Origin of the sequence: Paraburkholderia phymatum (assembly GCF_040965635.1) — a bacterium.
Lineage (GTDB): Bacteria > Pseudomonadota > Gammaproteobacteria > Burkholderiales > Burkholderiaceae > Paraburkholderia > Paraburkholderia phymatum_B.
Genome location: NZ_JBFRCH010000011.1, coordinates 108,539 through 127,690 on the forward strand (window position 1 = coordinate 108,539; position 19,152 = coordinate 127,690).

Consider the following 19,152-nt stretch of genomic DNA (forward strand, 5'->3'; position numbering starts at 1 on the left):
TGAGTGCAACTGAAACGGAGAGCATCGATGACACAGATGGCGCTCGTGATCGATCTGAACGTCTGCGTGGGCTGCCACGCATGCGTGACGAGCTGCAAGGAGTGGAACACGTCGGGCGAGGCGGGCACCCTGTCCGATCATCGTCCGTACGACGCCGATCCGTCGGGCACGTTCTTCAACCGCGTGCAGACGTTCGAAGCCGGCGAGTTTCCGCTCGCCGACACCATTCATTTCCCGAAGTCGTGCCTGCATTGCGAGGACCCGCCGTGCGTGCCCGTCTGTCCGACGGGGGCGAGCTACAAGCGCAAGGAAGACGGCCTCGTGCTGGTCGATTACGACCGCTGCATCGGCTGCAAGTACTGCTCGTGGGCCTGTCCGTACGGCGCGCGCGAAATCGACGAAGAGCGCAAGGAGATGACCAAATGCACGCTCTGCGCGGACCGCATCTACAACGAAGCACTGCCCGAGCGCGACCGCAAGCCTGCTTGCGTGCTCGCGTGCCCGACATCGGCGCGGCTCTTCGGCGACATTCACGATCCGGAGTCCGTTGTGTCGAAGGCAATCCGCGAGCGCGGCGGCTATCAGCTGATGCCCGAATGGGGCACGCGGCCGTCGAATCACTATCTGCCGCGTCAGAAAGTGACCTCGTGCGGCGGCGGCGCGTGTTCGTGCAAGACATCCGATGGCGACGAAGCTGCGTCCGTCGAAACGCAGGTGGAACGCGGTGAGCTTCGTCTCGCATCGGTTGCGACGCGCGTGTGAGTGAACGGATCGAAAGCGGGAGAACGGAATGAATCCGGCATTTTCAGTGGTGTTCCTCACGACGCTGAGCGGCGCGGGCCAGGGGCTGTTGATCACGCTCGTCGGCGTCGAGGCGGCGTCGCGGCTCGGCTTCGGCGATGCGGCTGCCGTGCCGCAGCTGTTCTATGTCGCCGGTGCTCTGCTGTCGTGCGTGCTTGGCGCGTTGGGGCTGCTTGCGTCGTTCTTTCATCTGGGCCATCCCGAGCGCGCATGGCGCGCGATCGCGATGTGGCGCACGTCGTGGCTGTCGAGAGAATGTCTGTGCCTGCCCGTGTTCCTCGCGTGCACGTTCGCATACGGTGTCGCGCATGCATTCGCATCGCCTCATACGCTCGAGATCGGCGTCGTTGCGGTTATCGCGAGCGGGCTGCTATTCATCTGCACGGCGATGATCTACGCGTGCCTGCGCTTCCTGCAGGAATGGGCGTCGCCGCTGACACTCGTCAATTTCGTGCTGCTGGGCTGCGCGTCGGGCTTTACGCTCGCAACGGCGTGTGCTGCGTGGTTCGCTCCCGCGCTGATCGGGCCGCTCGCGGTGGGCGCATGCGGGTTGACGGTTGCGGGCTGCGCGTCGCGCGTCGCATCGTTGATGCGCAATGCGCGGCTCAGACCGAAATCGACGGTGCAAAGCGCAACGGGCATTCGCGGCGCGCGCGTCGAGCAGAAATCGCGGGGCTTCACGGCGGGCGCGTTCAATCTGCGCGAGTTCTTCCATGGGAAGACGCCGCAGACGTTGAAGCGCATCAAGTGGACGTTTCTGATCGCCGCTTTCGTCGTGCCGTTCTGCCTGATCGCGTCGGGCGGAAGCGTGCGCTCGATCGGGCTTTCGTTCGTGCTGCTGTGCACGGCGTCGGTGATCCAGTATGCGGGGCTCGTGGCCGAGCGATGGTTCTTCTTCGCGGAAGCGCGGCATCCGCAGAATCTTTATTATCGGCAGGCGTGACGTGCGTAACGCCTCTACACGTGGCTCGCCTGCACGCGCTCGGCCAGCTTGGCGTCGTAGCTCGAATGAACGTGCACGCGCTTCTTGTCCGGAAACGCGTAGTTGTACGCCTTGCGAAGCGCGAGCGATGCCTCGTGGAATCCGGAGAGGATCAGCTTCTGTTTGTTCGGATAGCCAGCGATATCGCCTGCGGCGAAGATGCCGGGGCACGAGCTTTCGTAGTTCGACGTATCGACGACGATGCGCCCCGCCTGTATGTCGATCCCCCACTTCGCAATCGGGCCGAGATCGGCGACCAGCCCGTATAGCACGAGCAACTGGTCCGCATCGAGTTGCATCGAGCTGCCGACCTGGCGAATCTCGATCGATTCGAGCGTTCCACCGGGCGCATTCAACGCCGCAATCGATCCGACTATGAAGTCCATTTCGCCCGCCTCGACCGACTGGCGCATCGTGGCCACGCTCGAATCCGTCGCGCTGAAGCCGTTGCGACGGTGCACGAGCGTCACGCGCTTCGCGACGGAGCGCAGCGCCAGCGCCCAGTCGAGCGCCGAGTCGCCTCCGCCTGCGACCACTACCTTCTTGCCCGCAAAATCGCTCTGCTTGCGCACGCTGTAGTGCACGTGACGTTCTTCGAGCGGCACCGCTTCGTCGAGCGTCAGGCGCTGCGGCACGAATGAGCCATTGCCGGCCGCGACGAGGATCGCGGCGGCGTCGAAGGTCAGTCCTTTGTCGGTGCGTGCGCGCCAGTGTCCGTTATCGAGGCGCTCGATGGACTCGATGCATTGGCCGAGATGCATCGGCGGATCGAACGGGCGGCATTGCTCGACGAGCCGCTCGACGAGGTCGCGTGCGGTGCAGATGGGTATGGCCGGAATGTCGTAGATCGGCTTGTCGGGATACAGTTCGATGCACTGTCCGCCTATGCGTTCGATCGTGTCCACGATCCGGCACGAGAGGCCGATCACGCCTGCCTCGAATGCAGCAAAGAGCCCTACAGGTCCCGCGCCGACGATCAGTACATCGGTGCTCAAGGGTGCGTCTGTCTGCGATGTCATGCGTGCTCCTCATGCGTGTCGACGGCCATTCATGCTTTCACGATACAGACAGGAGCACGTCCCGGCAACGAAGTCATCACGGCGGGCATGGATTAGCACGTTGTGCTGCGCATGCTCTCGAAGGCCATAGCCCGCGAGAGTCATCATGCCTTCCATGCGCGCCGCTAATGCAATCGCGCTACTCGATCTTCCACTTGATCGAGCATCCGAACGCCGGATTCTGCGTGTCGGGACCGACGCCTGTCTGCGCAATCTGCTGCATCGCTTCGAACAGTTCGCGGCGCGCGCCCGCAACGGGTTCCTTGCGCGAAGCGTCGAGCCTGCCGCGATAGCGCAACACCAGATTGGCGTCGAAGCCGTAGAACTCCGGTGTGCAGACGGCGTCATAGGCGCGCGCGATCTGCTGCGTCTCGTCATACAGATACGGGAAAGGCAACTGCGACCGGGACGCGAGTTCGCCCATGCGCTCGAACGAATCTTCCGGATACGCAATGCCGTCGTTCGAGTTGATACCGACCGTGCCGATACCCAGCGCCGCCAGTTCGCGCGCTTCGCTCACGATGCGCGGCAAGACAGCCTTCACGTACGGACAATGGTTGCACATGAAAACCACGACGAGTCCCTTCGGACCGCGCACGTCGTCGAGCGTGCGGATCTTGCCGTCCGTTGCGGGCAGCGATAACGCGGGCGCGGCGACGCCGAGTTCGCCTGCGGGAGATTCGGTAGCCATCGGTCACTCCTTGAATGATGAAGTCCCACACATGTTCGTGCATTCTTCGAATCGGCTTGCGGCCGTCGAAGCGGGTAGTCGTAACGGGCAGTCAAAGCGGGTAGTCGAAACGCTAACGCTCGATCGCGGCCGCTATATCTTCGACGACGCGTGCGGCCACAGGTTCTTCATCGGGCGCCACATGCGAGAGCTTCATCAGCCGCGGTTGCAGCAGCAGCGCGACGAGTCCGCTCCACCCAGTCTGATGCGAAGCGCCGACGCCACGTCCGTCGTCGCCGTGAAAGTACTCATGAAACAGGACGAGATCGCGCGAATGCGGATCGGCTTGCAGCATCGGATAGGCCGCCATCACGGGCCGCACGCCTTGTGCATCCTTCATGAAGAGCGTGGCGACGCGGCGCGCGAGATCGTCGGCGATCTCGCTCAGCGAAAGGTGGCGGCCCGAGCCCGTCGGATATTCGATTCGAAACTCATCGCCGTAATAGCGATGGAACTCGTACAGCGATTCGATCAGCAGATAGTTGACGGGCATCCACACAGGGCCGCGCCAGTTCGAATTGCCGCCGAATACACGCGAGTCCGATTCGCCCGGCTGGTACTGGATGCACACGCTCACGCCGTCGCGATCGTACAGGTACGGCTCGTCGAGATGAAAGCGCGACAGCGCCCGCACGCCGTGATCGGAGAGAAATTCTGCTTCGTCGAGTGCGCGGCGCAGCAACGCCTTCATTCGATGTCCGCGCAACAGTGACAGCAGCGTCGTGTTGCCCTTGCCGGGTTCCGTCCAGCGCGACACGAGCTTCGCGAGATTCGGACGGTGATCGAGAAACCATGCGAGCCGTTCGCGCAGTCCGGGCAAATGACCGTGGACGCGTTCTTCGAGCACGTGAACGGCGAAGAGGGGAATCAACCCGACGATCGAACGGATGCGCATCGGCACGCGGGTCCCGTCCGGGAGGTGCAGCACGTCGTAGAAGAATTCGTCCTCGTTGTCCCATAGACCCGTGTTGCATCCGTCGTTGCAACTGACGGCTTCCGAGATATACAGAAAGTGCTCGAAGAACTTCACCGCGATTTCGACGTATGAATCGTTGGTCATCGCGAGTTCGAGGCCGATCTGCATCAGGTCGAGCGCATACGAGGCCATCCATGCGGTGCCGTCGGCCTGATCGATGCGGCCGCCCGTTGGCAGCGGCGAGGAGCGGTCGAAGATGCCGATGTTGTCGAGCCCGAGAAAGCCGCCCTGAAAGATGTTGCGATCGTCGGCGTCCTTGCGGTTGACCCACCACGAGAAGTTCAGCAGCAACTTGTGGAACATCACTTCGAGAAACGCGTGATCGCCGACGCCCGTCAACTCGCGGTCGAGTTCATACACGCGCCACGTCGCCCATGCGTGGACGGGCGGATTCGCGTCGCCGAACGCCCACTCGTACGCGGGCAACTGCCCGTTCGGATGCATGTAGCGCTCTTTCACGAGCAGCAGCAATTGCTTCTTCGCGAAGTCGGGGTCGATCATCGCGAACGCGGCGGCATGAAACGCGAGATCCCACGATGCGTACCACGGGTACTCCCACTTGTCGGGCATCGACACGATGTCGCCATTGCACATGTGCCGCCAGTCCGCGTTGCGGCCATGCCTGCGAGGTTTCGGCGGCGTCGGCTGGCCGGGGTCGCCGTCGTGCCAGCGCGTCACGTCGAACTGGTAGTACTGCTTGGTCCACAACATGCCGGCCAACGCCTGACGCTGCACGAGCCGCGCATCGGCGTCGTCGATGTCGTGCTGAAGCGCCGCATAGTACTCGTCGGCCTCTGCTTGCCGGCGCGCGAAGAGGGCGTCCATGTCGAGCGGCACGGTGTCGCGCGCCGCTTCGGGACGCCAGCGCAGATACAGCACCGAGCGCTCGTAAGGCTCGAATTGCAGATACACGTGTGCCGCGGCGCGCGTGCCCTTGTCGCGTCGGATGGCCTGCTCGTCGCCCGCGACGAGATAGTCGTTGAAGCCGTCCTTGAATGGTCCCGCGCCATCGATGTCGAAGATGCGGCGCACATTCGTTTCGTTCTCGCAGAAGAGCCATTCGACGGGCTGCTGCGCCGAAGCCGTGACGATCATCGTGCCGAGCGACGGATTGTGCGCGACGACGCGCGCGCCTTCGTCCGCATCCGGCTGCAACGCGAGCGACGGCTTGCCGGATTTGCGAGACCACGCCCATCGGTTGCGAGCCCAGAACTGCGGCAGCACATGGAGCGCCGCGCGCCGCGATGCGCGATTCTCGACGGTCACGCGCATCACGATATCGTCGGGCGTGTGCTTCGCGTATTCGACGAATACGTCGAAGTAGCGGTTATCGTCGAACACGCCCGTATCGAGGATTTCATATTCGGGCTGATCGGCGCCGCGGCGCGCGTTTTCGTCGATCAGATCCTGGTACGGGTACGCGTCGTGAGGGTACTTGTACAGCATCTTCATGTACGAATGCGTCGGCGTGCCGTCGAGATAGAAGTAAAGCTCCTTCACGTCCTCGCCGTGATTGCCTTGCGCGTTCGTCAACCCGAACAGGCGTTCCTTGATGATGGAATCGCGCCCGTTCCACAGCGCGAGCGAGATGCACCAGTCGAGCGGGTCGTTGCCGAATCCCGCGATGCCGTCCTCGCCCCAGCGGTACATGCGGCTGCGCGCATGATCGTGCGGAAAGTAGTCCCACGCGGTGCCATATTCGCTGTAGTCTTCGCGGACCGTGCCCCATTGACGCTCGCTCAGATACGGTCCCCAGCGGCGCCACCCGTCGAGGTCCGGACCGTGTAGACGCGAGCCTTCCTTCGATTGCAGCAGATTGATTGCGCGTAGCGGTGGCATGGAACCTCCCGGGCCGAAATCGATCCTGCGGACAGATCAGGGTCTGTTCACATATGGAACGTACATGCGAACGCCCAAAACCGGCCGTCCCCTAAGGGGATTTCCTTCGGGGCGCAGGGCAACGAGCAAGGAGCGCCGTTTGGCCGCGCCAGACAAGCGACGCGCGACGCCGCCATGCGGCCGGTTTCGGGCGTTCCCCTATAACGAATCGGAAAGTCAGGGGTTGCCCCGTAAAGTGCCGCTCGCCGCGTCACGCTCCTTGCGAATATGCCCCGAAGGAAATCCCTTGGGGGACGCCCAGTATTCGCTGCGTCGCAGTCCTTGCGAGCGGCCCTTTACGGGGCAACGCATGTACGTTCCATATGTAAAACAGACCCTGGCGTGAACGTCTGTGCTTTTCCATCGAGAGCGGCGTGCGCGCGGAAGGTATCTTGAGGCGCACAACGGACCGCCGCCGGACGGCAATCTTGATGATAGGCGTCCCGCGCCTGCATGGCGACCCAACGGGCGGCCCTGTACGGCATACTTGAGCGAATCTCACAGAGCGGAAAACGTCGACATGGCTGCAGACCTCGCACACTCCTGGTTGACCTTCAGCGCGCCCGTCGCCGCTGCACGGGCCGGGCGCCGTCCGCTCGTGGCGCTTGAATCGACGATCATCGCGCACGGCATGCCGTATCCCGAGAACGTGCGCACCGCGCGCGAGGTGGAGGCCGTGATCCGCGAGCTGGGCGCCGAGCCGGCTACGATCGCCGTGATGGACGGACGAATCCGCATTGGCCTTTCAGACGACGAACTGGAACGACTCGGCCGCTCGGACGGCGTGCACAAGGTGAGCCGCCGCGATCTGCCTGCCGTGCTCGCGAGCGGCGAAACGGGCGCGACGACGGTAGCGGGCACGATGATCTGCGCGGCGCTCGCGGGCATCGAGGTGTTCGTCACGGGCGGCATCGGCGGCGTGCATCGCGGCGCATCCGAGACCTTCGACATTTCCGCCGATCTGCCAGAGCTGGCGAAGACCTCGGTGGCGGTAGTGTGCGCGGGTGCGAAGTCGATCCTCGACATCGGGCTCACGCTCGAATATCTGGAAACGCACGGCGTACCCGTGCTCAGTTGCGAGCAGGACAATTTCGCTGCGTTCTACTCGCGCGACAGCGGTTTTCGCGCGGACTACCGGCTCGACGATGCGCACGAGCAGGCACGCTTCATCCGCACGAAATGGGACCTGGGTCTGGCGGGCGGGGTCGTGTTGAGCACGCCCGTGCCGGAAGCGGCGGCGATGCCGTTTGATGAGATCGACGCGATCACATGCCAGGCGCTTGCGGATGCCGCCGCACAAGGCATTAGCGGCAAGGCCGTGACGCCTTTTCTTCTCGCGCGCATCAAGGCGCTGACGGGCGGACGCAGCCTCGCGACGAACATTGCGCTCGTGAAGCACAACGCGGAAGTGGGAGCGAGGCTGGCATCGGCGCTGTCGCGAGCGGACCAGGGCCCATCGGCATAGTCACCGTTGTCGCGATCGACTTTCGCTTGGTCCGCGCAGCCATGTACGCTCGTCTTGATCGCGCACTGGTTGCGCCCGCCTGCACAATGCCATCGCCGTTCACGTACTTTTCACTGCATCACAGCTTCGATGCACAGGCGCGGTGTCCGCGAATGACGGGCCGGGCACGCGCATTGCTCAGCAACGTCGGCGGATGCATTGCGAAGATGTCTGTGCAGCACCCGGACATGGGCCGTGCCGGATCGACCGTGCGTCGAATGCCGCGCGGCCGATTTCCATTAGTGGCCTTATGTGGCGATTGCCGCGACGCGAGCGGATAATCGTCGGACGGCCCCGGATGATCGACAGCGGGGCTTGCTTGATTGTGGGGTGGACACATGAAAGCTCACGGTCGCAAAAGCCTGATTTGCGCGATGCTGATCGCCGCACTGTATGTTGGTTGCAGCGGCGGCGGCGGTGGAGACAGCAAGAATGCCAGTTCCGGCAGCGGTTCGAGCCCAGGTTCTGGATCGGGCACCGCGGGAAATCCGCCGGCGACTGCGGCTCCAACGGTGGATGTCGTCACCTATCACAACGACATCGCGCGCACAGGCCAGCAATTGCACGAAACGAAGCTGACACCCGCGAACGTGAATTCGTCCACCTTCGGCAAGATCAACAACTTGCCCGTCGATGGCAAGGTCGACGCCGAGCCGCTCTATCTGGCGAACGTATCGATTGCGGGCGGCACGCACAACGTGCTGTATGTCGCGACGGAGAACGACAGCGTCTATGCGTTCGACGCCGATACGGGCGCACAGCTTTGGAGAGTGTCGGCGCTCGGCAACGGCGAAACGCCGAGCGATGCCCTTAACTGCTTCCAGATTTCGCCGATCATCGGCATTACGTCGACACCCGTGATCGATCGCGCGCGCGGGCCGAATGGCGCGATGTATCTGGTGGCGATGTCGAAGGATGCAACGGGCAACTATCACCAGCGCATTCACGCGCTCGACCTCACGACGGGCGCCGAGCTGTTCGGCGGCCCGACGACGATCAGCGCGTCGTCCCCCGGCGGCGGCCCGAACAGTTCGGGCGGCACGCTCACGTTCGATCCGATGCAGTACGCGGAGCGCCAGTCATTGCTGCTGCTGAACGGCAATGTCTACACGGGCTGGACATCCCACTGCGATCACCCGCCATATAACGGCTGGGTGATCTCCTATAGCGCGGATACGCTGCAGCAAACGGGCGTACTGAACCTCACGCCGAACGGCACGGGCGGCGCGATCTGGATGAGCGGCGCCGGCATGGCGTCGGACGGACAGTCGATCTATTTCCTCGACGCCAACGGCACGTTCGATACGACGCTCGACGCGAACGGTTTCCCCGTGAACGGCGACTTCGGCAATGCGTTCATCAAGCTGAGCGCGGCCATTCCCCCGAAGGTCGTGGACTATTTCGCCATGTCGGACACCTTGACGCTATCGCAAGCCGACGGGGATCTGGGCTCGGGCGGCGCGCTCGTGCTGCCAGATCTGACCGACGCGAGCGGCGCTGTCCGTCACCTCGCGCTAGGGGCCGGCAAGGACGCGACCATCTATGTGGTTAATCGCGATTCGATGGGCAAGTTCAACGCGAGCGCCAACAATGTTTTCCAGCAGATCAGCGGACAACTTACGGGACTCGAGTTCGGCATGCCCGCGTATTTCAACAATACGGTTTACTTCGGTTCGATCGGCGACAGCATCAAGGCCTTCGGCGTGAGCGGCGCAGGGCTGACGACGACTCCGACCAGCCGCACGCCGACGAGCTTCGGCACGCCCGGCGCGACGCCGAGCATTTCCGCGAACGGCAACGCAAACGGAATCGTGTGGGCGCTCGAAAACGGCGATTTCGCTGTGCTGCATGCGTACGACGCAACGAACCTCGCCGTCGAGTTGTACAACAGCAACCAGGCCGCGGGCGGGCGCGACCAGTTCGGCGCGGGCAACAAGTTCATCACGCCGATGATCGCGAACGGCAAGGTGTATGTGGGCACGCAAAACAGCGTGGCAGTGTTCGGCTTGCTAGGTGGAGGCTAGGGAAGGTCAGGCGATCGCGACGACGGGCATCACGCGCTTTCGCGCACGACCAGCTCGAAGCCGAGATCGACGACGGGTGACGCGACCGGCTCGTTGCCGATCATCGACAGCAGCAGCCTGGACGCAACGCGTCCGACTTCCGCTCGCGGCGTGCGTACCGTCGTCAGGCGCGGCACGCAATCCGCAGCGCCCGCGAGATCGTTGAAGCCGACTATCGCCACGCGGTCGGGAATCGCGATGCCTTGCCGTCGCGCTTCGAACAGCGCGCCTTGCGCGAGGTCGTCGTTGCCAAAGAAGATGCCGTCCACGTCCGGCCGCCGTTGCAGCAGCTGGCGGAACAGATCGCATCCGAGCCCGATCGACGACGGCGACGGCGTGAGCACTTCGAGGTCGGGGTCGTACAGGCCCTTGCGCCGTAGCGTCTCGCGAAAGCCCTCTCCGCGCTGCATCATCCGCGAGTCGAGCTGCGCGGCGACAAACGCGTTGTGGCGACAGCCGCGCGCAATCAGATGCTCCGCGACGGCTTCACCGGCGCGGGCCTGCGAAAAGCCGACGCAATGCACGCCCTCGGCTTCCTCGAGTTCCATGATGTGCACGCAAGGCACGCCGCTCGCGTCGATCAGGCGGCGCGCGCTCTCGGTCCGGTCGAAGCCGGTGACGATCAGGCCGCTTGGCGGCGACGCGAGGTAGTGACGGATCAGGTCTTCCTCGGCGTTGCGCGAGTAGTGCGAATTGCCGATCAGGATTTCGTAGCCGCGCGGACGCAACGCAGTGTGAATCGATTCGAGCACGTCGACGAACACCGCGTTCGACAACGACGGAATCACGACGGCGACAGCATCGCTGCGCGACGACGCGAGCGCGCGGGCTGCCGGATTGGTGACGTAGTTCAGTTCCGCCGCGGCGGCCTTGACCCGTTCCACATAATCGGGCCCGACCGAGCCCAGGCCGCGCAATGCACGCGACGCCGTAATCGTGCTGACGCCAGCAAGCCGGGCGACCGCTTCGAGGGTCGGCCGGCCCGTGCTTCGGGTTTTCCTGAGTGTCGATATCGCCATGATCGATTTAGGATAGCGCTGTCTTGCGTCCCGCGCAACAGCGTTCCTTCGACGGCTTCGTGCCGCCGTGCAGTAGGAGCGCCAAGGGTCACGGGACATAATTTTTGTTTGTATGAGATAGCGCTATCTCAAAGCTGAAAGGAGCCGCATATGATCGGACACGTTTCATCGCTCGTCGTCATGGGTGTCGCCGGATGCGGCAAGAGCAGCGTCGCGCAGGCGCTCGCGGCCCGTCTCGGCGGGGTGCTGATCGAAGGCGATGCGTTTCATCCGCAAGCGAACGTCGACAAGATGAAGCGCGGCATTCCGCTCACCGATGAGGATCGCGCGGGCTGGCTCGACCGCCTTGCGGAAGAACTCGAACGCGTCGCGAGCCGTGGAGAGCGTGCCGTGCTCGCGTGCTCGGCGCTGAAAGAGCGCTATCGCAACCGGCTGCGCAACGCGACGTCGTCGCTGGGCTTCGTGTTTCTCGATCTGCCGCAACGCGAGGCCTTGCGGCGCGTGGCGCAGCGCGACAGCCACTTCATGCCCGCGTCGCTCGTCGAAAGCCAGTTTGCCACGCTCGAGCGCCCCGTTGCCGAGCCGTTGACGCTGACGCTCGACGGCACCCGCTCCCTTCCCAGCCTTGTCACGGAGGCGGTCGCGTGGTGCGGCAACTCGCGGTCGCAGCCTGCAATCATGCAGCCGGCGTAAGACAGCGCTGTCCCGATTTTCTGCTTCGCGGCCCGATCGACGGGGCCGCAACGATAACTTTTCAAGGAGACCATGATGGCAATCGCATCAGGGCAACGCGTTCCCAACCGGCGCTGGGTCATCGGCCTGCTGCTGGGCATCGGCGTGCTCATCAATTACTTCGACCGGATCAACCTGTCGGTGGCGGCGCCGCAGATGAAAGAGGCGTTCAATCTGTCGCCGGCCGATATGGGCCTGCTGTTCAGCGCGTTCTTCTGGCCGTACGCGTTGCTGCAAGTGCCGGCGGGACTCTTTCTCGACCGCTACGGCGTGACCCGCGTCGGCCGTTGGGGCGCGTTCCTGTGGGGCCTCGCGTCGGCCATCACTGTTTTCGCGAGCGGATTCGGCGGCGTGTTCGCGGCGCGTGCCGTGCTGGGCATCGCGGAAGCGCCCGGCTTCCCCGTCAGTTCGAAGGCCACGGGCTACTGGTTTCCGCGCAAGGAGCGCGCGCTCGCGACGGCCATCTTCGATGCAGCGGCCAAGTTCTCGAACGTGATCGGCGTGCCGCTCGTCGCCGTCGTGGTCGTGAATGCAGGATGGCGATGGGGATTCGGCGTCACGGCGCTGCTGAGCTTCGCGTATTTCATCGCGTTCCTCGTCATCTATCGCGATCCGAGCAAGGACAGCAAGCTTTCTTCCGCTGAACTCGACTACATCCAGAAGGGCGGCGCGACGCCCGAAGGCACCTCGAGCGCAAGCGTGTTCGGCATGCTCGGCTACCTGCTGACCAAGACCAAGGTCTGGGGCCTGACGATCGGCTTTGCCGCCTACGGCTACTCGTTCTATCTGTTCCTGACGTGGCTGCCGGGCTATCTCGTTCAGACGATGCATATGAGCATCCTCAAGTCGGCGGGCTTCGCGGCGATTCCGTGGGCCGTGGCGACGGTGACGGACCTGGTTGTCGGCGGCTGGCTGATCGATCATCTGATCGCGCGCGGCAAGGACGAAACGCGCGTGCGCAAGGCGGTACTGGTGACGGGCATGCTGTTCGGCCTCGCCGTCTTCGGCGCAACGCAGACGACGAATCCCGGATGGGCGATCTTGTGGATCTCGATTGCGCTCGGCGGTCTCGCGGCGGCTGCGCCTGTCGGCTGGTCGCTGCCGTCGCTGATTGCGCCGAAGGGCGGCGTCGGCACCGTCGGCGGGATCATGAATTTCGCCAACAACCTGATGGGCGTGGCCGCGCCCATCGTCACAGGCTTCATCGTCGGCGCGACGAACTCCTTCGCCAACGCGTTCCTCGTGGCGGGCGTGATCCTGGCTGTCGGCATCGTGTCGTTCGTGTTCGTGATGGGACGCATCGAAGCCATTCCCGAACCGGACGATACCGACGAAGCGACGGGCCGCACCGTGACGAAAACATCGACGCCGGCGGGTTGAGCCGCGCGACGCAGCGGCGCGAATGCATTGGCGCGAAATTACATCGGTTTGAAAGCCTGATCGACTGGCAGGCACAGAACAACGAATCAATAACAGCCTCGATGAGGCATCTGGAGAAAAACGCAAATGAAAAAGAACCGTCAACGGCGCCTGATTGGTCTGGCGGCAGTCGCTTCCGTTGCTACGGCAGCGCATGCACCCGCGTTCGCGCAAAGCAGCGTGACGCTGTACGGCATCGTCGATAACGGCATCGGTTATCAGTCGAGCTCGACGACGCTCGGTTCGACATCGGGCGGCCACTCGGCGTTCAAGATGATCACGGGCGTATGGGCAGGCAGCCGTTTCGGCCTGAAGGGCGCGGAAGATCTCGGTGGCGGCACGAAGGCGATCTTCACGCTGGAAGAGGGCTTCAGCGCGAACAGCGGCGCGATGTCGACGACCAACCTGATGTTCAGCCGCCAGGCATTCGTCGGCGTGACGAACGGCACGTATGGCACGCTCACGGCGGGCCGTCAGTACGCGTCGTACTACCAGCTGCTGTCGCCGTATAGCCCGACGACCTGGCTCACGGGCTTCTACGGCGCGCACCCGGGCGACGTCGATGGCCTCGACACGATCTATCGCGCGAACAACACACTGCTGTACATGTCGCCGCAACTGTATGGCTTCAAGTTCAGTGGCTCGTATTCGTTCGCGGGCGTGCCGGGCAGCGTGAACCAGGGCTCGACATGGAGCACGGCGATCCAGTACGCACAGGGGCCGATCGGTCTCGCAGTCGGCTTCTCGCGCATCAACAACTCGACGGTCGGCGGCGGCGCATTCGGCACTGACTCGACGACCTCGAACGCGGGCGCGCAGACGGGCGTCTCGGCTGTGACGAACGGCTATCGCACGGCGCAGGCGCAGCAGCGCTTCGCAGTCGGCGCGGGTTATACGTTCAACAGCCAGTTCGATATCACGGCGACGTACACGAACGTGCAGTACATTCCGGGCACCGGCTCGTCGTTCCACAGCGAAGCGATCTGGAACACGGGCGGCATCGTGCTGCACTGGAAGCCGACGGCCGCATGGGACTTCGCGACGGGCTACAGCTACACGCGCGCGACGAAGTCCAACGGCATCACGAGCAGCGCGCAGTATCAGCAGTTCAACCTGTCCGAGTACTACTCGCTGTCGAAGCGCACGGGCCTGTACGCGTTGCAGGCTTACCAGCGCGCGAATGGCCAGACGCTCGGCAACAACGGTGCAGGCAACATCATCAACGCAACGGCGACGCTCGGCGACGGCTTCAACTCGACGCCTTCGTCATCGCGTAGCATGGTCGGCGTGGGCGTGGGTATCGTGCATCGGTTCTGACGCCGCTCGTGGCATTTGAAGCAGCAGAAGGGAAGTAGTACAGAGCGCCGCGATTGCGGCGCTTTGCATTTCACGCACGCATCATTCGATGTCGGGAGCGGGACGCGTGCCGCCGACCACACTCGTCAACGATGCTCCGGACGTCCGGCGCCGAGCGATTCGAGAAGCGGCCTGAGCGCATCGAGTTCCGAGCCGAAGCCGCTCCAGTCTCCTGCTTTTAGCCGTTCGAGCGCGCGGTTATAGTGCGCGAGCGCTTCGCGGGCGCGCTCGTCCGCTGTGCCCGGAGGCCGCGCCGCCGTTGGCGAGGTTTGCTCGAAGAGCGCTGCGAGGGCTTGCGCGAGGGTCTCCTGCATCACGACACGGTCCCCGTACGCGGCGATGACCCGCTTCAGTTCGGGCAACTGCCCCGACGCTGCGCGCAGATAGAGCGGCGACACGTAGAGTATCGAATTCTCGATCGGCACGACGACGAGATGCCCGCGAATGACGCGCGAGCCCATCTGGTTCCACAGTGAGATCTGCTGCGAGATCTCGGTGTTCTGCTGGATGCGCGCCTCGATCTGGAACGGCCCGTACACCAGCTTGTCTTTCGGGAAGGTGTAGACGATGAGCTTGCCGTATTCGGGTGGATCGCAACGAGCCGCGAGCCAGGCAATCATGTTTTCGCGCTGACTGGGCACCATCGGCAGCAGCAGGACGAATTCGGCGCGTGCCTCGCCGGGCAGCCGCATGATCATGTAGTACGGCGCCATCCGCGCGCCCTGGGCGTTGCCCGCATCGATGCCGCCAGGCTCGCGCGGGAATTGCCACAGGTCCTCGCGGTTGTAAAAGACTTCCGGCGCTTCCATGTGGTAGGTGCGATAGAGCTGTGCCTGAATCAGAAAGAGATCTTCCGGATAGCGGATATGCTGCCGCAGGTCTTGCGGCATCGCATCGAGTGGCTTGAAGAGTCCGGGAAAGATGCGCTGCCAGGTCCGCAAGATGGGATCGGCAGGATCGCTGACATAGAAATCGACCGTGCCGTTATAGGCGTCCACGGCTACCTTGACCGCATTGCGGATGTAGTTGGTGCCATCGGCGGTAGCAGGCTGCGAATATGGGTACCAGCGGCTGACCGTGTATGCGTCCAGTATCCAGAAGAGCCGCCCGCCGCTCACGACGATATACGGATCGTGATCGAAGCTCAGGAACGGCGCGATCGTGCGCACCCTGTCCAGAATGTTGCGATGAAAAATAATCCGGCTTGTGTTCGTGATGTAGCTGGTCAGCAGAATGTTGGGATCGGCGAACTGCCAGGCAAAGAGGAAGCGTCGCGCGCTGCTGCCGATGCCGACTCCGTCGCGACCGCTATAAGCCGCGTACACGTTTTCCTTCCCGTGGGGGAAGTCGAATTCCGGCACGCTGCCTTTCACGATCACAAAGTCCTGCTCGCCTTGACCGAAATAGAGGCGCGGCTCGCGAACCGTCGGGCCGCCATTGGCAGCGGGCGGAATGTCCTGCAGATAGAACGACGGCAAGCCTTCGGCCGATTTCTCGGTGACGGGCGACATCACAACGCCATTGCCATGCGTGAATAGCAGATGCAGGTTCACCCAGGTCTGCGCATTGGTGGGAAGCATCGACGCATCGAGTTCGCGCGCGGAGAGCATCACCTGTCTGTAGCCGGCGTCGAGCCGGTAGCGGTCGATGTCGACGGAAAGAAAACGGTAGTACGTCCTGATCTCCTGCAACTGCGCATAGGTATCCATCAACGGCTTCACATCCCACAGGCGGATGTTGTCGATGGTCGGGCGATTGGCCTGTAGCTCGGCCAGATTCAGTCCCTGTTCCGCGGCAAAAGGCCTGGCCGTGATTTGCGTGAGAGCGTAGGCCTGCCGGGTCAGCGCGATATTGTGCTTGATATAGGGCGTCTCCAGCCTGAGTTCGCTCGGCTTCACATAGAACCGTTGATAGAGCGCCGGATAGATCGCGGCGAATACGAACGAGCCGCCGAACACCAGCAGCGCCGATGCAATGGCAATTCGATAACTGCGCAGGCGCATGTTGGCCCATGAAGCGATGGATGCGGCGGCGGCAAGACCCATGAGCAGCCACAGCACGGGCAACCCGACGTGGATGTCCGTATAGCCCGCGCCGACGACGACGCCGTTGTCGTCATAGAGCAGCAGAAACCGGTCGAGCCAATAAGACCCGGCCTTTGCCGCAAAGAACAGCGCGAGCAGCGCCGAGCCCTGCATCGCGGCGGCTCGCGAGAGGCCGCGCGGCGGCTGTTCGAGCGCGATGTCGCCGCGCACGCCGTAGATCACGCCTGCAACGATGGCGCTGCAAAGGAGCACGCGCAGCAGCCAGTTCTTGAGCGCCACATAGACGGGCAGCGAGAAGACATAGAAGCCGATGTCTTTGCCGAAGAGGGGATCGCGTTCGCCAAACGGCACCTGACGAAGGTAGCGAAGCACGAGGTCCCAGTTCGAGGCTTCGAAGGCTGCGAGCAGCAGCCCGAGCAGCGCCGCTGCGCCGGCGATGGCCCAGCGCCAGCCAATGCGCGGCATGACGCGGCCGGTGCGCTCGTCGACGATTTCCAGCGTCGCCGATGACGGATCGAAGCGCCTCGCATGACGATGCGCGAGCAGACCGGATAGTCCGATCGCTGCTGACGAGACGACGAATACGGCGGCGAACAGGAGCACTCTGGCGTCGAGGATCGTCCAGAAGACGCGCGCGTAGCCGAGCGAAGCAAACCACATCCAGTCGACCAGGATGCGCGTGATGCGCCCGATGACGATCAGGCTGACGATGACAGCGGCAACGGTGATCGCGGTGCGTCGGATGCGCACGCGTGGAGTCACTTGCGAGGGCATGGTCCCTCCTTTGCCGGCTTATGTGTACGACCAGTGCGCGACCCGCTCGAACTGACAGTGCTCGCTGTTGACGCCCCCAATTGCTGCGCGTCGCGCACGATCAGATTGTAGACCGCCCGTCATGCAGCCGCTGCGCGCCATGCGAAACCATCGCAAAGCAGTGCAGCATGCGCGGCCGCATCTGTCCCGTCGTTCGGGACATGCGCATGCGTTCTGGCGTTCCAGCAGGAATCTTGACAGTGCTGACGTGAATGCGAACCGCGCTTTTTTCGCTTTGCACCATCGCAGCCGCGGCGCCGCCCTAATCGTAACTACCGATGTAGTACGCCGAATGCCGATGGTACTGTTGTGCGCGCACCCTTAATAGCTGCAACGTGTCTGGCAGATGTCGCTCCCCGATCGTAAAGAATTGGAGAACAGAACATGTCCAAGAACAAGATGTGGCGGGACCTGTATCGCGTCGTCGCGACGGGTATGGCGGTAGCAGGCCTTGGCCTCGCGGCCACGGCGTATGCGGCAGGGGACCCGATCAAGATCGGGGTCATCAGCGAGGAGTCCGCGGTGGCGGGCGCTTCGATCAGCAAGTCCGCGCAACTGGCGGCGGATGAGATCAACGCCCACGGCGGCGTCGACGGCAGACCCATCCAGATCATCGCCTACGACGATCACTCGTCGGCCTCCGACGGCGTGCGCGCATTCCAGCGCGCCGCGAATCAGGACAAGGTGGTGGCCGTGATCGGCAGCTACATCAGCGAGGTGGCGCTCGCAATGGAGCCTTGGTCCGCGCGCCTGAAGATGCCGTTCATCACGCCGGGCGCGGCGAGCAACGACATCTCGAAGCAGGTTCACAACGACTACGATCACTACAAGTACACCTTCCACGGCTGGATGACGTCGGCGTTCATCGCGCAGTCGATCTGCGATTTCTCGCACGACATACTGGTCGGCCAGTTCAAGATGAAGACGACGGTCGTGATGAGCGAGGATGCCGCGTGGACCAAGCCGCTCGACGATCGCTACCTCGAATGCCTGCCGAAAGCGGGGCTTCAGGTGCTCGATCACATCCGCTTCAATCCTGACACGTCAGACTTCACGCCGATCTTCAACCAGATCGAGAGCAAGCATCCCGATACCATCACGACGGGCATCAGCCACGTCGGCGTGCAGCCCACCGTGCAATGGCACGACCAGCAGGTGCCCATTCCGATGACGGGACAAAGCTCGCAGGCTACGACCACGAGTTTCTGGAAGGACACCAACGGCGCGACAGAAGGGGTCATCACGGCATCGGCAGCGGCGCCCGGCGTCGCGATGACGCCGAAGACGGTGCCGTTCGTCGATGCGTATCAGAAGAAATTCGGCGTGTCGCCTGCGTATTGCGGCTTCACGAGCTATGACCTCGTCTATATCCTCGCGGATGCGATCAGGCGCAACAAGGGCTCGACCGATCCCGACAAGATGGTCGATGCGCTCGAGAAAACGGACTACGTGGGCACGATCGGCCGCTGGCAGTTCTACGGCAAGAACGATCAGTTCACTCACGCGCTGAAGTACGGGCCCGGCTACATCACGGGCATCAACCTGCAATGGCAGGACGGCAAGCAGGTGGCGATCTGGCCGAAGTCAGTGGCGAACGGCACGGTCAAGTTCCCGGCCTTCGTCAAGGTGCAGCAGGCGTCCGCGAACTAGCCGCGCAACGGTGATGCAAGCTGCGGTGCTCCGGCGCCGCAGCGCATGTGTGCGCGTTCGGCAACGCAAGCGCGATCCGTCACGACAGATAGGGCATCCGTACCCCATCGACGATCAAAGGCCGGG

Annotated in this window: 13 protein-coding genes; 8 read left to right on the forward strand and 5 right to left on the reverse strand. The window is 63.3% G+C overall.

Annotated features, from left to right (window positions below):
* Nucleotides 1-27: 27 nt before the first annotated feature.
* Both AB4Y32_RS20405 and AB4Y32_RS20410 read left to right on the forward strand, forming a co-directional pair.
* On the forward strand, nucleotides 28-762 hold the full coding sequence (locus AB4Y32_RS20405) for a 4Fe-4S dicluster domain-containing protein (protein ID WP_368723078.1): 735 nt from the start codon (nucleotides 28-30) through the stop codon (nucleotides 760-762).
* A gap of 28 nt (nucleotides 763-790) precedes the next feature.
* Complete coding sequence (locus tag AB4Y32_RS20410; protein ID WP_368723079.1) at nucleotides 791-1,744, forward strand: dimethyl sulfoxide reductase anchor subunit family protein; 954 nt, start codon at nucleotides 791-793, stop codon at nucleotides 1,742-1,744.
* Nucleotides 1,745-1,758: 14 nt separating this feature from the next.
* Here AB4Y32_RS20410 and AB4Y32_RS20415 read toward each other — a convergent pair whose 3' ends face one another.
* The 3 genes from AB4Y32_RS20415 to AB4Y32_RS20425 all read right to left on the reverse strand — a co-directional run bounded on the left by AB4Y32_RS20415 (nucleotide 1,759) and on the right by AB4Y32_RS20425 (nucleotide 6,386).
* Nucleotides 1,759-2,802 (reverse strand): NAD(P)/FAD-dependent oxidoreductase, encoded by a 1,044-nt coding sequence (locus AB4Y32_RS20415; RefSeq protein ID WP_368723080.1) that lies wholly within the window; start codon nucleotides 2,800-2,802, stop codon nucleotides 1,759-1,761.
* Between the two features lie 178 nt (nucleotides 2,803-2,980).
* A complete protein-coding gene (locus AB4Y32_RS20420; RefSeq protein WP_368723081.1) occupies nucleotides 2,981-3,532 on the reverse strand; it encodes a thioredoxin family protein in 552 nt (183 codons plus the stop codon).
* A 112-nt stretch (nucleotides 3,533-3,644) separates the two neighbouring features.
* A complete protein-coding gene (locus AB4Y32_RS20425; protein ID WP_368723082.1) occupies nucleotides 3,645-6,386 on the reverse strand; it encodes an MGH1-like glycoside hydrolase domain-containing protein in 2,742 nt (913 codons plus the stop codon).
* Nucleotides 6,387-6,945: 559 nt separating this feature from the next.
* Between AB4Y32_RS20425 and AB4Y32_RS20430 the strand changes: the two genes are divergently transcribed.
* Together AB4Y32_RS20430 and AB4Y32_RS20435 are read left to right on the forward strand one after the other, a co-directional pair.
* On the forward strand, nucleotides 6,946-7,890 hold the full coding sequence (locus AB4Y32_RS20430; RefSeq protein ID WP_368723083.1) for a pseudouridine-5'-phosphate glycosidase: 945 nt from the start codon (nucleotides 6,946-6,948) through the stop codon (nucleotides 7,888-7,890).
* Between the two features lie 377 nt (nucleotides 7,891-8,267).
* Entirely contained in the window at nucleotides 8,268-9,953 is a 1,686-nt protein-coding gene (locus AB4Y32_RS20435) for an outer membrane protein assembly factor BamB family protein (RefSeq protein WP_368723084.1), read from the forward strand.
* A gap of 29 nt (nucleotides 9,954-9,982) precedes the next feature.
* On the opposite strand, the gene AB4Y32_RS20440 is transcribed toward AB4Y32_RS20435, so the two are convergent.
* Nucleotides 9,983-11,011, reverse strand: a complete 1,029-nt coding sequence (locus AB4Y32_RS20440; RefSeq protein WP_368723085.1) for a LacI family DNA-binding transcriptional regulator — start codon at nucleotides 11,009-11,011, stop codon at nucleotides 9,983-9,985.
* Nucleotides 11,012-11,161: 150 nt separating this feature from the next.
* Between AB4Y32_RS20440 and AB4Y32_RS20445 the strand changes: the two genes are divergently transcribed.
* The 3 genes from AB4Y32_RS20445 (at nucleotide 11,162) to AB4Y32_RS20455 (ending at nucleotide 14,479) form a co-directional block, all read left to right on the forward strand.
* Nucleotides 11,162-11,704: a gluconokinase gene (locus tag AB4Y32_RS20445; RefSeq protein WP_368723086.1), complete on the forward strand. Its 543-nt coding sequence runs from the start codon at nucleotides 11,162-11,164 to the stop codon at nucleotides 11,702-11,704.
* 72 nt (nucleotides 11,705-11,776) lie between these two features.
* Complete coding sequence (locus AB4Y32_RS20450; RefSeq protein WP_368723087.1) at nucleotides 11,777-13,123, forward strand: MFS transporter; 1,347 nt, start codon at nucleotides 11,777-11,779, stop codon at nucleotides 13,121-13,123.
* Nucleotides 13,124-13,249: 126 nt separating this feature from the next.
* Nucleotides 13,250-14,479, forward strand: a complete 1,230-nt coding sequence (locus tag AB4Y32_RS20455; protein ID WP_368723088.1) for a porin — start codon at nucleotides 13,250-13,252, stop codon at nucleotides 14,477-14,479.
* Between the two features lie 125 nt (nucleotides 14,480-14,604).
* Here AB4Y32_RS20455 and AB4Y32_RS20460 read toward each other — a convergent pair whose 3' ends face one another.
* The gene (locus AB4Y32_RS20460; protein WP_368723089.1) at nucleotides 14,605-17,337 is read right to left on the reverse strand and encodes a UPF0182 family membrane protein; all 2,733 of its coding nucleotides are present in this window, start codon (nucleotides 17,335-17,337) and stop codon (nucleotides 14,605-14,607) included.
* Nucleotides 17,338-17,760: 423 nt separating this feature from the next.
* Between AB4Y32_RS20460 and AB4Y32_RS20465 the strand changes: the two genes are divergently transcribed.
* Complete coding sequence (locus tag AB4Y32_RS20465) at nucleotides 17,761-19,026, forward strand: ABC transporter substrate-binding protein (protein WP_368723090.1); 1,266 nt, start codon at nucleotides 17,761-17,763, stop codon at nucleotides 19,024-19,026.
* The last annotated feature ends 126 nt before the right edge of the window (nucleotides 19,027-19,152 follow it).

What these genes read in the sequence shown, in the direction of transcription:
- AB4Y32_RS20405 (WP_368723078.1), top strand. Translation starts at nt 28, where the DNA reads ATGACACAGATGGCGCTCGTGATCGATCTGAACGTCTGCGTGGGCTGC.
- AB4Y32_RS20410 (WP_368723079.1), top strand. Translation starts at nt 791, where the DNA reads ATGAATCCGGCATTTTCAGTGGTGTTCCTCACGACGCTGAGCGGCGCG.
- AB4Y32_RS20415 (WP_368723080.1), bottom strand. Translation starts at nt 2,802, where the DNA reads ATGACATCGCAGACAGACGCACCCTTGAGCACCGATGTACTGATCGTC.
- AB4Y32_RS20420 (WP_368723081.1), bottom strand. Translation starts at nt 3,532, where the DNA reads ATGGCTACCGAATCTCCCGCAGGCGAACTCGGCGTCGCCGCGCCCGCG.
- AB4Y32_RS20425 (WP_368723082.1), bottom strand. Translation starts at nt 6,386, where the DNA reads ATGCCACCGCTACGCGCAATCAATCTGCTGCAATCGAAGGAAGGCTCG.
- AB4Y32_RS20430 (WP_368723083.1), top strand. Translation starts at nt 6,946, where the DNA reads ATGGCTGCAGACCTCGCACACTCCTGGTTGACCTTCAGCGCGCCCGTC.
- AB4Y32_RS20435 (WP_368723084.1), top strand. Translation starts at nt 8,268, where the DNA reads ATGAAAGCTCACGGTCGCAAAAGCCTGATTTGCGCGATGCTGATCGCC.
- AB4Y32_RS20440 (WP_368723085.1), bottom strand. Translation starts at nt 11,011, where the DNA reads ATGGCGATATCGACACTCAGGAAAACCCGAAGCACGGGCCGGCCGACC.
- AB4Y32_RS20445 (WP_368723086.1), top strand. Translation starts at nt 11,162, where the DNA reads ATGATCGGACACGTTTCATCGCTCGTCGTCATGGGTGTCGCCGGATGC.
- AB4Y32_RS20450 (WP_368723087.1), top strand. Translation starts at nt 11,777, where the DNA reads ATGATGGCAATCGCATCAGGGCAACGCGTTCCCAACCGGCGCTGGGTC.
- AB4Y32_RS20455 (WP_368723088.1), top strand. Translation starts at nt 13,250, where the DNA reads ATGAAAAAGAACCGTCAACGGCGCCTGATTGGTCTGGCGGCAGTCGCT.
- AB4Y32_RS20460 (WP_368723089.1), bottom strand. Translation starts at nt 17,337, where the DNA reads ATGCCCTCGCAAGTGACTCCACGCGTGCGCATCCGACGCACCGCGATC.
- AB4Y32_RS20465 (WP_368723090.1), top strand. Translation starts at nt 17,761, where the DNA reads ATGTCCAAGAACAAGATGTGGCGGGACCTGTATCGCGTCGTCGCGACG.